The sequence below is a fragment of the Thermanaeromonas sp. DSM 22490 genome, assembly GCF_056378755.1.
Genome location: NZ_JBJHHE010000038.1, coordinates 1 through 14883 on the forward strand (window position 1 = coordinate 1; position 14883 = coordinate 14883).

11 protein-coding genes and 2 pseudogenes are annotated in these 14883 nt (G+C 51.3%); 5 read left to right on the plus strand and 8 right to left on the minus strand.

Features of this window, described 5'->3' with window-relative positions; all coding sequences use genetic code 11:
* A partial coding sequence (locus AC1BI1_RS14465) for a DUF4268 domain-containing protein (protein ID WP_476718013.1) occupies nucleotides 1-635 on the plus strand: 635 nt, incomplete at its 5' end.
* A gap of 58 nt (nucleotides 636-693) precedes the next feature.
* On the opposite strand, the gene AC1BI1_RS14470 is transcribed toward AC1BI1_RS14465, so the two are convergent.
* A complete protein-coding gene (locus AC1BI1_RS14470) occupies nucleotides 694-5211 on the minus strand; it encodes an AAA domain-containing protein (protein WP_476718014.1) in 4518 nt (1505 codons plus the stop codon).
* Between the two features lie 538 nt (nucleotides 5212-5749).
* On the opposite strand from AC1BI1_RS14470, the pseudogene ltrA reads away from it, so the two are divergent.
* Nucleotides 5750-6561 (plus strand): annotated as a pseudogene (gene ltrA / locus AC1BI1_RS14475) (group II intron reverse transcriptase/maturase); the annotation flags it as partial.
* Nucleotides 6562-6683: 122 nt separating this feature from the next.
* Nucleotides 6684-7022, plus strand: a complete 339-nt coding sequence (locus AC1BI1_RS14480; RefSeq protein WP_476718015.1) for a hypothetical protein — start codon at nucleotides 6684-6686, stop codon at nucleotides 7020-7022.
* A gap of 152 nt (nucleotides 7023-7174) precedes the next feature.
* Here the strand turns inward: AC1BI1_RS14480 and AC1BI1_RS14485 are convergent, their stop codons facing one another.
* The 4 genes from AC1BI1_RS14485 to AC1BI1_RS14500 all read right to left on the minus strand — a co-directional run bounded on the left by AC1BI1_RS14485 (nucleotide 7175) and on the right by AC1BI1_RS14500 (nucleotide 11678).
* Nucleotides 7175-7687 (minus strand): 4Fe-4S dicluster domain-containing protein, encoded by a 513-nt coding sequence (locus AC1BI1_RS14485; protein WP_476718016.1) that lies wholly within the window; start codon nucleotides 7685-7687, stop codon nucleotides 7175-7177.
* A gap of 12 nt (nucleotides 7688-7699) precedes the next feature.
* Nucleotides 7700-8404: a hypothetical protein gene (locus AC1BI1_RS14490; protein ID WP_476718017.1), complete on the minus strand. Its 705-nt coding sequence runs from the start codon at nucleotides 8402-8404 to the stop codon at nucleotides 7700-7702.
* Nucleotides 8405-8454: 50 nt separating this feature from the next.
* Nucleotides 8455-9693: an NAD(P)/FAD-dependent oxidoreductase gene (locus AC1BI1_RS14495; protein WP_476718018.1), complete on the minus strand. Its 1239-nt coding sequence runs from the start codon at nucleotides 9691-9693 to the stop codon at nucleotides 8455-8457.
* Nucleotides 9694-9842: 149 nt separating this feature from the next.
* Nucleotides 9843-11678, minus strand: coding sequence for a sigma 54-interacting transcriptional regulator (locus AC1BI1_RS14500; protein ID WP_476718019.1), 1836 nt, complete (start codon nucleotides 11676-11678; stop codon nucleotides 9843-9845).
* 418 nt (nucleotides 11679-12096) lie between these two features.
* Here AC1BI1_RS14500 and AC1BI1_RS14505 point away from each other — a divergent pair, with 418 nt between their 5' ends.
* Nucleotides 12097-13410: a putative manganese-dependent inorganic diphosphatase gene (locus AC1BI1_RS14505; RefSeq protein ID WP_476718020.1), complete on the plus strand. Its 1314-nt coding sequence runs from the start codon at nucleotides 12097-12099 to the stop codon at nucleotides 13408-13410.
* 12 nt (nucleotides 13411-13422) lie between these two features.
* Entirely contained in the window at nucleotides 13423-13830 is a 408-nt protein-coding gene (locus tag AC1BI1_RS14510; RefSeq protein WP_476718021.1) for a PAS domain-containing protein, read from the plus strand.
* Here AC1BI1_RS14510 and AC1BI1_RS14515 read toward each other — a convergent pair.
* The 3 genes and pseudogenes from AC1BI1_RS14515 to AC1BI1_RS14525 all read right to left on the minus strand — a co-directional run.
* Nucleotides 13751-13969: a hypothetical protein gene (locus AC1BI1_RS14515; protein ID WP_476718022.1), complete on the minus strand. Its 219-nt coding sequence runs from the start codon at nucleotides 13967-13969 to the stop codon at nucleotides 13751-13753. The two genes, AC1BI1_RS14510 and AC1BI1_RS14515, sit on opposite strands and share 80 nt — an antisense overlap.
* A complete protein-coding gene (locus AC1BI1_RS14520) occupies nucleotides 13953-14186 on the minus strand; it encodes a HypC/HybG/HupF family hydrogenase formation chaperone (RefSeq protein ID WP_476718023.1) in 234 nt (77 codons plus the stop codon). Before AC1BI1_RS14520 ends, AC1BI1_RS14515 begins: the two co-directional genes overlap by 17 nt.
* A pseudogene (locus AC1BI1_RS14525) lies at nucleotides 14177-14797 on the minus strand (Kae1-like domain-containing protein); the annotation flags it as partial. The gene AC1BI1_RS14520 and the pseudogene AC1BI1_RS14525, both read right to left, overlap by 10 nt.
* Between the last annotated feature and the right edge of the window lie 86 nt (nucleotides 14798-14883).

A 14883-nucleotide genomic window follows, 5' to 3' on the forward strand; every position in this document is an offset into this window, starting at 1 on the left:
CCCATCTCAGAAATCGGTGGGGGTTCTTTATTCTTATCTTACGTAAGGGCAAAAAGTGGGTTATATTTGACGGTTACTTCGGAATAGAGATTAAACTGGTGCGTATTGATAATTCTCGCCCGGCTCCCCTTTTTAAGCTTGTCTCTCAACCCAACGAGTGGCAGAAGACGGTAGCTAGCTCCAGAGCCATCACCGCTAGAGGAGAAGCTTATCAGGAGTTTTGGACTACTTACCTGGAAAGACTTAAAGAGCGTGCCCCAGGCATAACTAACGCCAAGAAAGGGCTGCCCCAAAGCTGGTGCAATATTGGCGCGGGTAGAACAGGTTTTGCTTATGCTGCTGCCTTTAAAAGCAAAGGCCGGTTTAGCGTAGAGGTTTATATCGATACAGGGGATAAAGAAAAGAATAAACAGTTCTTTGACCAGCTCTTCCAACAGAAGGAAAGTATAGAACGAGAACTTAATATGCCTTTAAGTTGGGAAAGATTAGACGATGCCAGAGCCTGTCGCATAGCAGCCTATAGAGAAGGCAGTATCAACGCCAGTGAAGAAGAATTAAATGAGCTGCAGGATTGGGCGGTAGAGACTTTGGTCAAGTTTAGCCAAGTATTCGGCCCGAGGATTAAAAGGCTTTAGGCTTATTATGGCAGGCGCGAAAATTGCCTGGGCGCAACCGAGGTTCTAGCGTCTTCCTTTATAACGAGGCTGCTTTACCTTCTTCCCACTCATGTCGCAGCTCTGCCGCATTACGGACGATCTCCTCTACCAGCTCGCCCCGTTGGTTATTCGAGGCTAATGGAGAGAAGAAGCCTTCGGGCTCTATACCGTATGACCGAAGTTGCTTGAAGACTATCTCCATGGTTCCCTCCGGATCACGATAGAATTCGCTTCCACGTATGCGAATGAACTTCCAACCCAGGCGCTCTAGAACCGCTTGACGGGCTAGATCCTCTGGTAACTTTTCCAACGGGTGCCACCGGTCCCCGTCACATTCTATGGCCACCCGTCGGTCAGAACCCTCTACAACGAGGTCGATAATGTAGTAACCCACCGGCCACTGGGCATGTACGCGGTAACCGGCCGCCACTAACCGCTCTAATACTGCCCGTTCAAAAGGAGATTGAGTGCGAAAACCTTCACGTTCCAGAGTACGTGTAATTGCTTCTGGATCCAGGGCGTATTCTATCAGCCGGCGGCGAAGATCACCGGGCTTGAGGTCTACATGGGGGTCGAGGGAGTACACTACCCACATTTGGTCTTTCGCTCTGCTGGCCGCTACATTAAACCGTTGCCGGAAGCGGTCCTCGTCCCGCATACGCAAGGGGCTTCCGCTAGGAGCGTCCACCAGGGAGAGAAATGCCACATCCCGCTCGTCTCCCTGAAACTGGGCCGCAGTACCACAGAGGAGGCGGCGGTTTTTGTATTCTCGCTCAGGCAGGTATTGATGTAGCAGAGAATCTATAAATCGTGCTTGCTCCTCGCCCACCAACGAGATGACACCAAACGTCTTTCCTTCGTAGGCTGGGTGGTGTATGGCCGCCACAAGCAGCGAGACCAACTCCCATGCTTCTTTGCGATTCACCCTGTGTTCTACATATGCCTCTTTCACCCGGTAAGGCACCACGTGCGGCTTGAGCGCCACGTTGGCGGATTCTCGTAGGGGTTTGATGCGGCCGTTGTAACAAAGAAAATTGCTGAACTGGATAATCTCCGGCACACACCGGAAGTGTTCCACCAGCATAATGGTGCCACCGAAGGACTCGCGGGCGATATCGTATATGGAACGTCTACCATCGTAAAGTATGGCATTGGGTATGTCACGTAGGTACTCGGAAATGAGGACCTGTATCCGCTCCTGCTCTTGTCCGATCCCTTCGGGACTCACCTGCTCATGGTCGCCCACTACTACCACACGTTCGCCCAAGTAGAGGGCTACAAGGGCCAGAGCATCGCACTGGCTAGCTTCATCTATGATCACCACATCGAACCGAGTAGTGCGGGGATCAAACTGTTCGGCAACGCGGGCAAGGGGCATAATCCAGACCGGTACTGCTTCGCGGGCACGACTGAGGTAGCGTGCAGCCGCAGCTCGCAACTCCAGCGCTCGTTTACCCGTTCCCTTTCCCAGTCTCCTCATAATATTGAGCCAACCGACTAGCGCTTGTTGCTGCTCCAACGTTGTGCGCTGTAACTGTGCGGCCCAAGCTCGACACTCAATGAGCTCAGTGGTTATCTGGCGTAATATATCTGTTCTCTTCCTCAGGCGTTCCTGTAACTCCGACACGGATAGAGAAGCCCGGCGTACCAGTTCATCATGGAGCTGCCGCCACTGCCAGGCGAGAACAGGATCTCCTGGCATTTTAGCTTGGCCATGTACCCCGTGGCGGCTGCGGATAGCCGACGCCCAACCTGGAGCAACCCGTTCCAGATGCTCCAAGAGGTCCTGACGTCGCTTTAGGTGAACCTGCCGCTGATAAAGGTCAGTAATACGCGTATACAGTGAGGAATAAGTTTCTGCATCCTGATTTTGTATAGCCTGGCATAGTTGGTCGGTCAGGGTGCTCTGTTTTCGCCCTGGCAGTGCTTCCAACCGCTTGGCCAGTTTTTCTAGCTCGGCGCAGGCCTGGGACTGGCGAATGGCCAGGGCCCTGGCCTCCAAAATTGGCGGCAACTGAACCATGAGGGCGTGCCCCAGGGCGCGTAATTCGCCAAAGGGAGAGGGATCAGGAGGTTGCTGCTGGAGAAAGGCTTGCCAGCGAAACCCGTGCTTTTGTAGGGAGACTATGAGGGGCACGAGGGCACTGCTGCTAAATTCAAGCCAATATATCAAACGCGGCGCATATTGTGCCACCGTACGCTCTGGCTCCTCACCTAACTGCTCAGGAGAAGGCCCTCCGCGGCGGGTGATGAGATATTCCCACCGTGCCAGTAGCTCTTGGCGTACTTTCCTTATTCCCAAAACCGCAGCTAGAGCGCGAAAATGGTCGGTTGACCTGGGTTGCCCCGAGGCTACACGGGTGCTTTGTACAAATTTCCGCCAAGCCGGCCGTAAAAGAAGAGAAAGGCCATTGATGCTCCCCCCACGGCGCTCTGCTTCCGCTGCCAGCGCCTGGGCTAGGCGCTGCTGTTCTTCCAGGGAGACGCCAGAAGCCACCTCAGGACGGTGAAGGATACACAACTCTTGAGATTCGGCAATCTGTCGGTCGATAAGTTCAGCCAGCTGTAGCAAATGTTTCCAGGGCGAACAATGGGTTTCTCCCTTAATTCCTGAGTCAGCCGCGGCTAGTTCCCACGGTTCGGCTTCCAGCAATTGCCTTCCCAACACTCTCGCTTCCCGAGCTAGATCTTCAAGGGTTTCTGCCGGTGCTTCAGATTCTGAAGCAGATTCCCAAAGATCTGCCTGAACCGTCGCATTAGGATGGGACAATACGGCCACCAGTTCGGCAAAGTGCTCCGGAAACAAAAGGTCTTCCGGCGCCGGCAAGCCAAGGGCCATTTCCTGTTCATCTTCGGGCGGTACAGTACCATTAGTTTGGTAGAGTTCAGCCAACTCCATTATGGAGAGGGGGAGAGGGTGTCCGGGTTCTACAGGTCCTGGGACCCAATCATGGCGTCCCTCTCCTTCGGCAACTACTCGGGCTGCTCTGGAGGGCTCGAAGCTTTCTCCAGCAAGGACGATCTCTCGGTACTCGCTGCCCACAGCCTCCAGAAGGCGTTGCCTTAAAGAACTGATCTCTTTTAGTAACTGCCGGCGCTGGGTGGCCAAGTTGGCTGCCTGCTTTTCCAGAGTTTTGGCATCACTCTGACTGAGCCGTTCTACGACGTGGTGTACAGCTTCTTCGAGCTGCTTGCGGCTTTCCAGATCATCGTCGAGGACGCTTACACACAGGGGCCGCAGTGGGGCCGCGATCTGATCACGGAGAACACGCAGAGCCTTGGAGGTATGAGCAGTGACTAGCACTGTCTTACCCTGGGCCAGAAGGTGACCGATTATGTTAGCGATAGTATGGGTTTTACCAGTACCCGGTGGACCTTGGACCAATACTCCTCCGTACCGGCCTAATCTCTCGGCGATCCGCAACTGTTCTTTATTCCAGGGCTTGCTAAAAAGGATTTCCTCTGGCTCATCATCGAGATATACGGTGTCTAACCTCTCTTGGGGGGCAGCATTATTTTGAGATAAGTCGACACCTACAATCCCCGATAACAATGTTGGTAAATCTTTACGTTCAGAAACGTCTTCTACGATCAAGTCGAGCATGCGGGCAAATCCCTGTGTCCGCTGCCGTAAAAAGAGTACCGGAGACCGTCCGATCACAGGTTGTGGTGCCTCTTTGGGTGGCAGACCATTTCCCATAAACTGGCCGTGTGGGGAAAGGATTTGAACGAGGCGCCGGAAGAAGCCAGAGGTATCCCCCGCTCCCAGGGGGTGAAATCCCCCAAGTTCCAATTCTTCATGAACACTGCTCAATTGCTGTGGGCTGACTACGGGAGCATCGCGCAGGACAACAGAATAAAATTCAGGATGCTCCCCGATGTCGATAATCCTAAACTCCGGTATGTCGGCATCGAATTCCAGGTGAACACGTAGTAAGAGGAGGGGATGGTAAATGATACCCTGTTCAGTTTTCCAGCTGAGGAGCCCATCGCCGACGACTAACTCTAGTCTTTCCCCTTCTCTAGCCAGGCGTCCGTAGAGTTCGTACAAGTTCTCGAAAACTTCCATGGTGTGCCGAGCTGGACGCTCATTTTCCGCCCATTCCTTCCACAGGGATCGCCAACCTGCAAAGTCTTGTACCCGCCCTTTGTCCTCCTCAAACTTTTCTATATGCGTCTTGCCGTTGGGCTTTTTTATGTTCCGGCTGGGGAAGATGGCCACATCGTCTTTCAGGGGGTCTTCCCAGCCCGGTTGCAACCATCCTTCAAGAGATTTAGGAGGCTTGGGTGGCTTCGTGAGCTTGGGACGGCGTACTGTGAGAATGAATTCAGGTGCCTCGGCCTCCGAAGCAGTAGCTTCTTTGCGCTGGTCCTCCGAGGGGGCGAAGCCGCGGCGGATGGCCGGGTGGTTCGGGAGTTCCGAGAACCAGAGCCGCCACGGCTGGTCTTCTATATGCTTGGGAAAAGAGTGGCGTATGCGCGTATATTCGCGAAGAAAGCGGTAAAGTCTTAGCAGGCGTTCCCGCGCTAAGGGTAGGTTATTATTAGTACTCATAGCCCCAAAATCCCCCAATCAAGTAGGTTGTGCCCAAGAACACAAACCTTAAATATTAACTTAACACCCAACTTTCAAATATATGTCAGCCGCAAGAATAATATTCGGCCTGGTTAGCTGCGGCAACTCACTTATTAAGATATACTGGTGTCCCACCTTCCTTCAGAAGGGATTGGCTTAATGAGAATACAGGAGAAGATCAGGCTTTTTTGGGATAGAGATTAAACTGGCTCTTACCCGGGGAGGCCTGCCGGATAGGCCAGGTAGAGCTGGTAACCCGGGCCGAGAGGTCCGGCTGAACCGGCAGGAGTCAGCAGAGGGCATAGTACCTTAGGGGTCATGAACTCTAGGGGAAGGCCCGAACATCAAGTCAGAGGTGGGACCGATGCGTTCGCGAGAAGGGCGAAGACTCTAGATTTCCCCGCAAGGGGTCTGCCCGCGGGAGGAAGTGGTGAAGGCATGGGGGACTGCGGGAGGGCCGAGTTCTTCTCCGGCACAAAGCGGAACGTCACCTCGCGGAGGCCAGGGTAGCGGCCTGATGGAGAAGGTGGTGGATAGGGAGAACATGCTAGCCGCCTTGGGGCGGGTAGAGCGGAACGGAGGTGCGCCCGGTGTGGACGGCATTCCGACCGAACGGCTTCGGGACCAAATCCACGCTGAATGGCCGCGCATCCGGGAAGAGCTGCTTGCAGGTACCTACCAGCCTAAGCCCGTGCGCCAGCTCACAAATCCCGAAACCCGGGGGAGGCAAACGGCTATTAGGAATATCTACCGTAATGGACCGCCTGATCCAGCAGGCCCTCCTGCAAGTATTAACGCCCATCTTTGAACCGCAATTTTTAGAGGCAAGTTATGGGTTTCGACCTGGAAGGAGAGCCCATGATGCGGTAAAGAAGGCGCGTCGATACGTAGAAGAAGGATACGAATGGGCCGTGGACCTGGACATAGAGAAATTCTTTGACCGGGTAAACCACGACAGACTTATGGCCCGGGTGGCCCGGAAAGTGACGGATAAGAGGGTACTTACACTTATCCGCCGCTATCTCCAGGCAAGCGTCCATGGTAAACGGAGTGGTCATAGAAACATTTGAAGGGACGCCCCAGGGCGGACCAATAAGCCCACTCCTGGCCAATATCCTCCTGGACGACCTGGACAAGGAACTGGAGAAGAGGGGCCACAAGTTTGTCCGCTATGCTTATGACTGCAACATCTACGTCAAAAGCAAGCGGGCGGGAGAGAGGGTCATGGAAAGTCACCGTAAGTTCCTACAGGAGCGGTTGAAGCTTAAGATTAATGAGCAGAAGAGTGCGGTAGACCGGCCGTGGAAACTGAAATTCCTGGGGTTTAGCATTTGAGCTATGCGATTTTTGCACAATGACTATTTGATCAATCAATTTATTACTAAACTAACCGCTTATTGGTATTAATGAACTCAAGTCCGGGAGAGTTGTTGAATGCGTATCTTTAAACCTTGACCCTCCAGCGTCAAGTCTTATCCCTGATATTAGCCGTCCTATTACTTGCTTTTGTGCTGGTCGGGTTAATCGTTAGTAGGACCGTTAAACATGATCTTCAGCAAAGGGTAGCCCTGCAAGCTTTGAACTTGGCCCGCACCGTTGCTCGTCACGATGTGGTACGGCAGTATCTGGGTAAGCCCGGGGGCTATATATACATCCAACCGGTCATGGAAGATATTCGCCGGGCTACCGGGGCTCAGTTTATTGTGGCCTTTGACAATATGGGAATTCGTTACTCTGAAGCCCCTCGCTTCCAAGCTCAAGCAGGCCTGCTCTGCAAAAAGTGGGGATAACTCAGGGAACTGAGGGCTTGACTTATACCCGGACAGCCCATGGTGTGTTGGGGTAAAAACAGGCCTTGCTCTTAGGTGTGTTGCCTTAACTACCCATAAACCTTGTGGCGCTTCTCCTGGGCGCCGGCCTAAGCATTAGGGTACGCTGCGCTTTAAGATTGTATCTGCTGGCTTAAGGACCGCCGCAGGAAACTTTCCCGCCGGTGGCTGCTAAATTCATCCACTTCAGCGTAAACCAGGGCGCCGGTGGGGCAGGCCTTTACACAGGCAGGGAGCCCTTCCTGGTCCCGGCATTCCCGGTCGCATTTCAAAGCCTTAAGGCCTTCTTCATCGCTTCTTATTACGCCGTAAGGGCAAACCATGACGCACATCCAGCACCCGGTACACTCTTGCTCTCCGCCCACATTAGTCACTGTGCCGTCCTCTTTTCTGTGCATGGCCCCGGCAATACAGGCATCGATACAAGGTGCCTCCTGGCAGTGGCGGCAGTTTAAGGGGACCTTTATTTTTCCTGCTTGGTGTACAAATATGCGGCTTTTGGGCCTCTCGCCCCCCAATACTGCCTTAAAGATATCGCCTTCCCGGGAATGGGCCACAGCACAGGCTAGCTTGCAGGATAGGCAGCCCAGGCACCGGTCAAAGTTAATCAGCACATCTTTTGGCATTTTCCCCGCCCCCTATATACCTAAAGCTGCCCGCTTTTCGTCAATGTGGCTAATTATAAGCTCCGCTGCCTTAAAGGGGTCTGTTTCTACAGCGAAGTAACCGCCTATCAACTCCTTGGCCTTTTGGGTAAGGAGTTCTGTCACTGCCTTGCTGCCCAGCACGGGGGGAACTGTTCCTAGTACGGTAAAAATTCCTGAGGCTATCACATAGGCTCCTATGCTTACTGCCTTTTCTGACACCCGGAGCACCCCTAGATTGCACTGGCCCCTTATGGGGTGAGGGGTGCCAAACAAAATATCGGAAAACTCGGTAGCCAGCATCGACCCGCCCCAGCCGTCGGATAGGCTGCACCGTAAGCCGTGGAGGATTAGACTAGCCGGACCATGATCTACTCCCATATGGGTGCGGTGAAGAGCTTCCACTACATCTCGCCCGTGATCAGAGTGGGATGCCGCTCCAGCCGCGATCATGCGGAGGAGATTGCGGGCCACAATAGTATCGGCTGTGGCGCCGCAAACCCCTTCTTGGGGGCCATCGCCAAAAGGATCGATCCGGCAAGGTCCCATGTTGCAGTTCCGGCAACAAATCCCGAGTTCTCCAAAGCCGCACTGGGGCTGCTGGGCTACGTAGCGATCCCAAGCAGTTTCTATTCCTTGCTGGCGAGCGATTTCTAACATTTTGGCGGCAGCGGGATCTATAGAACGAGTATTCTCCATGAATACTCCCTCCTCCAAGAATATGCGGCAAAGCCGCAGGCTTTTAAGCATTAGTGCTGGCTTTTAGTTATGACCAGGCCTCCTACTTGGCCTTCCAATAGTTTATAGCGTAAATTCCAGGCTGGACGGCCTGATTTCACCAGAGCAGTGTAGATACCTGCGCCATCCACTTTTCCGGCCAAGATAAAGCCCACCAGCCGGTCGCCCTCAAACACCAGCCGGCGGTAAGAGAGGTTTAAAGGGTCATACCGGGATAGAACTTCCGGCCCTTCTAGCCGTCCCACTGAGATAACACCTAAAGTCCCAAAACGGACGCTGTTAAGCCGGGTAAGAGGAAGGGGGTAAGGGCGCAAGATCCCCAGCATGTTGGCTGCAGCATAGCGGCCCTGCTCAGAGGCCAGGGTCCAAAGGGCAGAGTTGACTTTTTCCCCGGTTAACCGGTCGGTTACCTGGATACAGTCTCCTGCCGCGTAAACCTCCTCGAGCGAGGTTTTTAGATAGCGGTCTACCGCGATCCCTCGCTCCACCCTGCCACCAGCTTTCTCTACCAGTTCGGTATTGGGGCGCACCCCCTTAGCTACTACAGCTAAATCACCGGGTAGCTCCCGGCCGTCCTTTAACACAACGCTCTTAAGGTTACCGTAAGGGTCGGCGGCAAAGGAAGTTACTTGGCAGTTATAAATAAACTCAATGCCTAGCTGGGACAGTTCCGCTTCTACTAAGTTTGCTGCTTCGTTGTCCAACTGGCGGCTTAGAAGGCGAGGACTAGTTACCAATACGGTAACCCGCGGGACACCGGCCTTTTTCAAGGCGTAAGCAGCCTTAAGCCCCACTAACCCCCCGCCAGCTACTACGGCGCTGGAAATGCGGGGAGTAAGGGCCAGGATTTTTTGGGCATCCTCCAAGTTGCGCAAAACGAAAACGCCTCGGGCCTCTTCGTTAGGGACTCCCAGCCCCACTGGGCTAGCTCCAGTAGCTACTAAAAGGTAGTCGTAGGCGAGTTCGCGGCCGTCTTCCAGGACTACCCTTTTTTCCCAGGGCTTTAACTCCATTGCTGCTAAGCCGGAGAAAACCTCTATACCTAGTTTCTGGTAAATCCCTGACGGCCGAATGTGTAAAGAGCTTTCTGTCTTATATCCTGCTATCAGGTCGGGTAAAAGGCAGCGGGAATAGGGTTCTCCTGGATCCCGGGTGACCAGGCTAATCTTCACCTTTGGCCCGCCCAAAGAGCGCAAGGTTTCTAGAGCAGCTATTCCTGCTGCGCTACTGCCTATCACTACATAGCGCAAGCTGGTACCACCTCCTTTTAGGTTCTATCTCTCGAATTTTTTGATATAATTTTTTAGCAAAAAGCGTGCCAAAAGAAAAAGGCCGCCAGCGCTAGGCGGCCTAACAACCCCAATGTCAATTGGGTTTTACACGTTAAAAAGAGTTGACATTATTTTTTAAGCAGGCCATAACGGGACATTTTAGCATAAAGGGCCTGGCGGGAGAGGCCTAAGGCCTTAGCGGCCCGTGTTTTTTCTCCTCCAAAAGCTTCTAGGGCCTGGATGATGGCCTCCTTTTCCGCTTCTATCCGTACTTTATAAAGGGGGGAGATATCCCTTACCCCTTTCTTTTTTCCCGGATAACCTATGGCGAGGTGATGGGGATGGATTTCCTGGTCTTCAGCCAAGATGACAGCCCTCTCCAGGACATTTTCCAATTCCCGGACGTTGCCCGGCCAAGAATAGCTTAAAAGGCAATCTATAGCCGCAGGGGTAAGCCGTAATTTTTTTCCGTATTCTTCGTTTAGCCTTTGCAAGATACTCTCTGCCAGGAGAGGTATATCTTCCGGCCGCTCTTTAAGGGGTGGAAGCACTATCTTAACCACATTTAAGCGGTAAAAGAGATCTTCCCGGAAACGCCCTTCCTGCACCATTTTTTCTAAGTCCTTATTGGTAGCGGCTATCACCCGCACATCTATTTTTCTGGTGTGGATGCTGCCCAGCCGTTCGAATTCCTTATCTTGTAATGCTCTTAGTATCTTGGCTTGCATATTAAGGGGCATATCCCCGATTTCGTCCAAAAAGATGGTCCCGCCGTCAGCTAATTCAAGCTTGCCAGGTTTGCCTCCCTTTTTAGCTCCGGTAAAGGCGCCTTCCTCATAACCGAAGAGTTCGGATTCTAAAAGTTCCGGGGGGATGGCTGCGCAGTCTACCTTTATGAAAGGCGCATTACGGCGGGGGCTTTCCTCATGGATAGCCTGGGCCAGGATTCCTTTTCCGGTGCCGCTTTCGCCTAGGATGAGTATAGTGGCATTGCTCCAGGCCGCTTTCTGGGCAAGAGCCAGAACGTTTCTAAACTGGTGATTTAAAGTCCGGATGTGGTGGAAATGGAAGACTAAGGGCCAACCGGGCTTTAAGTTTTCAGGGTTATGGCCAACTCTGGCTTCTGCTTTTTTAAGCTGTTCCAGGAGAAGGCGAACAAGTTCGCTTTCGGCGGAGAAAAGCTGGCACAGCACACCCTCTATTTTGGCCTGGACCACCAGAGGCGTTCCTATGGCGATGATAGTGGCCCCATTTGTTTTCTGGAATTCCCATACCTGGGGTTTACCGGACTTAAGTATTTCAGAGTACCTGGTTAATGGCAATATCTCCTCTAGCAGGCGGCCTTGCACCCTTTGGCCTGCTAAACCTAGCATTTGGGTGCCGGCCTTATTTATCTTTACCACTCTCCCCTGGTTATCGGCAATTACCAGGCCCAGGGGTATCATGTGGAAAATGGCTTCCCCGATGCTTAAAGGGAGCCCTTCCACCTCTTTGGCAGACCCCCAGGTGGCCTGGTGGTAGTTTCTAGTTGCCTGCAGAGCTTGGAAGGTAAGATCTATGAGCAATTTGTTGTTTTCTTCGGAGAAAAAGAAGGGATAGAGTTCATCGCGGACAGAAGCCGGGTATATGGTGGCTTCCATCTGGCAATAATTTTCACCTGTACCCCAGCATTTGGTTTCTTCTACCCCTACTTTTTTCTTAAGGAATTTGTTGAGGGCTCCGGCTAATAGGCCCGCTTCCAGATAGCATAACGGCTGGCCTACGGGTGGCAAGTGAGAACAGGTTAAACATTCATACCATTTGATGGTTATCTTGTCGTCTTTTACACTTTGCAGCTTAAGGTCTCCTATTCCTAAGCTGCTTATTTTGGCCGGTATTTCTTCCAGGCCGTTTACCGGAAGCTGCCTGCCGATAGAATAGCCTGCCTGGTAATAAACTGTATTCTCTGGGGTGTTGGCCAGCATACCTTTTCTCCCCCGCGGCCGTTTTTGCTTCTGCCTGATTCCATTTTAGAGTGTAAGATATAAAAAGTAAAGAAGAAGGTAGAGCAGACCAGAGTCGGGTTTGAACACCACTTTATTCGGAGTTTACAAAAGATGAGGTTGAAGTGCACCCCAGCGCCTCCCGCCCCGAAGGTAACCAATCCTTCGCTGTAAAGGGAGTAGGGTAAACCCCGGCAGGAGTGCAGTTGACTTTTTACCCAGGTTAAGGCTATTACGCTATATAATATTGATGTGTGTAGTTGCACTTTGAGGTAAAACTTTTACGGTTTTACTCTTTTTTGGTGTAGTTGGTGAAGACTTCAGTTAGTTAATTAATCTTTAGCTTTAAAACCTATAGGCTGAAATCTGCCTACCAGCACTAGGAGTGAGGTGGAAGAAAATGGTGAAAGAAATCTTGGTAATAGGTCATCAAAAGCCCGACACCGATTCCATTGCCTCAGCCATAGGATATGCCTACCTACAAAATCAGATAAGAAAAGAAGATAATGTTGTTGCAGCAAGATGTGGGGAGCTCAATCGAGAAACACAATTTGTACTGGAGTATTTTAATGTACCTGCTCCAACTTATGTGGACAATGTGAAAACCAGAGTAGAGGATGTGCTCGACGGAGGAATTCTCTTTATCCGCCCTGAGGTCACAGTGAGACAGGCTGGAATTTTCATGCGCCAGCACGGGGTCAAAACTTTGGCCGTTGTTGATGGTGAGCAACGCCTTATGGGTTTACTTACTGTTGGCGACTTGGCGCGCCTCCTTTTGGAAGCTTGGGATAGCGGGTATATGCCCATGGACGCGCCGGTTAAAAACATCATGCGTAAAGAAAATTTAGTGCTCTTCCACCAAGACGACCTGGTAGAAGAAGTTAAAAGAACTATGCTGGAAACGCGCTACCGCAATTACCCTGTGGTAGATGAACAAAACCGTTTTTTGGGCATGATTTCGCGGTATCACCTTTTGGCCATGCGAGGCAAAAAGTTAATTCTAGTGGACCACAATGAAAAAAGCCAGGCCGTTCCTGGTATTGAACAAGCCGAAATACTTGAGATTATTGACCACCACCGGGTAGCGGATATAGAAACCTCTGAGCCAATTTTAGTTCGCAATGAACCTGTCGGAAGCACATCTACTATAATTAGCAAAATATTTTCTGAAAAGCACATCACTCCTCCTAAAGAAATAGCTGGAATACTATGTGCTGCCATATTGTCTGACACTATGATTTTAAAGTCACCTACTACTACTGAGGAAGACAGACAACAAATAACAAAACTTGCTGAATTGGCGGGTATAAATCCAACTGAATTTGGTAAAAAAATGTTCCAGGCAGGGTCACTATTGGCCGGCCGCTCAGGCCGCGATATTATATTGGAAGACTTTAAAGAATTTTACCTGGGTAACTATGTGGTAGGTATCGGTCAAATAGAAGTAGTCGACCAACAAGCCCTCCCGGTAAGCCAGGAAGCCCTTTTGGAAGAGATGGAGAAGCTCTGTAAAGAAAACAATTATGACCTATTACTAATGATGATTACTGACCTGATGCGCAATGGCACGGAACTTTTCTTTGCCGGCCAGCAGGCGAGGGTAGTAGAGCAGGCTTTCAACGTGCCCCCGGGTAAGGCAAGTGTATTCCTCCCCGGTGTAATGTCACGGAAAAAACAAGTTGTGCCGCCGCTGCGGCGTATACTTTTGGGGTGAGTGTTATTTTCAGTGTATTTCTCCTGCGTCAAGGAAATGAAGATTATAGGTTCGTGCCTCCAAAAGCGCGGGGCCCTGGTAGAAAACGCCGCGGAGGCCATCATTGTGGTCCGGGACGGTGTAGTCACCTTTGTAAACCGCGCGACTGTAAAACACACGGACTATACAGTTGAAGAGCTTCTATCCAGGCCTTTCCTGGAGTTCATACATCCCGAAGACCGGGAAAGTGCTATAAAGCACTACAGGGAATTGCTGGAGAAAAAGAGCCCAGTATACTCCTGCCCTTTCAAGGTATTGGCCAAGGACGGGAGCGCCAAATGGGTGGAGACCAACTCCGTGGTCATCGAGTGGGACATCCCGGACCGCTTCTCAGTTCCAGACGGCCCGCCAACAGGCTGCGCAATCCCATCCTGGAGATAGATACTGTGTGCGTTCCGCATACTTCCATAAAAACTGCAGGGCGCCCAAGACGTTCGGCAACTTGGTCCGCCAACCCAAAGACCTTACGTGTGAGTTTTCTGCTCAATTCCTCGTCACGGAATCTATCCAAGGCTAACATCGTTTAATTGTTCCTCCCACATTTTCACCATCTCTTCAGCTTCTTTTAAATCAATCTTTTGTATGGCAAATCCGGCATGCACCAGAACATAATCGCCAACATTTACCTGACCCAGTAAAGCTACAGATATCTCCCTGCGGACACCGTGAATATCAATTATCGCAGTATTATGCGTCTCATTTAACTTAATTACTTTCCCCACAATAGCTAAGCACATTGTTGCCACCTCCGGCAGGCGATCACTGCCTGACCCAGGGATAGACCTCCATCATTTGCCGGTACATGCCGGTGGACCAACAGATGATAACCCTCGCTAGGCAAGATCTCCTTAGCAAGGCTAAAAAGGTACCTGTTTTGCCAGACTCCGCCGCTTAGAGCTACAGTCCTTATACCTGTTCTTTTAGCAACCGCGCGAACAGCCTCACATACCATCGCCAGGACTGTATTGTGAAAACGGGTGGCTATAATTTCCTTGGCCACCTCATTCTCTAAGTCGGCCACCACACCAGCAATAACGCCACCGGGATGGATAACTTTTCCCTCAATAGAAAATGAATAGGGTGCTAATTTTTTCCCTTTTTCTGGCTCCAGGACTATCTCGCCCAGTTCAATAGCAGCCTGTCCCTCATAACTATTATAATAACAAAGGCCAAGAAGGGCTGATACAGCGTCAAAAAGACGACCGCAACTCGAGCTTAACGGTGAATTAAAACCTGTTAAGATAAGGCGTTTGACAACTTGCAGTTCTTGTCCTCTACCTTGAAAAAGGCGTTCAACAATTGATTCACCTTTTGAAGAAAGGTACTTCATTAAATAAGCTACTGCTGTTCGCCAAGGTGTAGATTGTCAAATTGAACCGTAAAAAGCTCGCACATTAAATTAGGTCGTTCTAGAGTCAAAGTAGCCCTAATTCT

Coding starts and splice junctions, on each gene's coding strand:
- AC1BI1_RS14470 (WP_476718014.1), bottom strand. CDS start 5,211: ATGAGTACTAATAATAACCTACCCTTAGCGCGGGAACGCCTGCTAAGA.
- AC1BI1_RS14485 (WP_476718016.1), bottom strand. CDS start 7,687: ATGCCAAAAGATGTGCTGATTAACTTTGACCGGTGCCTGGGCTGCCTA.
- AC1BI1_RS14490 (WP_476718017.1), bottom strand. CDS start 8,404: ATGGAGAATACTCGTTCTATAGATCCCGCTGCCGCCAAAATGTTAGAA.
- AC1BI1_RS14500 (WP_476718019.1), bottom strand. CDS start 11,678: ATGCTGGCCAACACCCCAGAGAATACAGTTTATTACCAGGCAGGCTAT.
- AC1BI1_RS14505 (WP_476718020.1), top strand. CDS start 12,097: ATGGTGAAAGAAATCTTGGTAATAGGTCATCAAAAGCCCGACACCGAT.
- AC1BI1_RS14515 (WP_476718022.1), bottom strand. CDS start 13,969: ATGTTAGCCTTGGATAGATTCCGTGACGAGGAATTGAGCAGAAAACTC.
- AC1BI1_RS14520 (WP_476718023.1), bottom strand. CDS start 14,186: ATGTGCTTAGCTATTGTGGGGAAAGTAATTAAGTTAAATGAGACGCAT.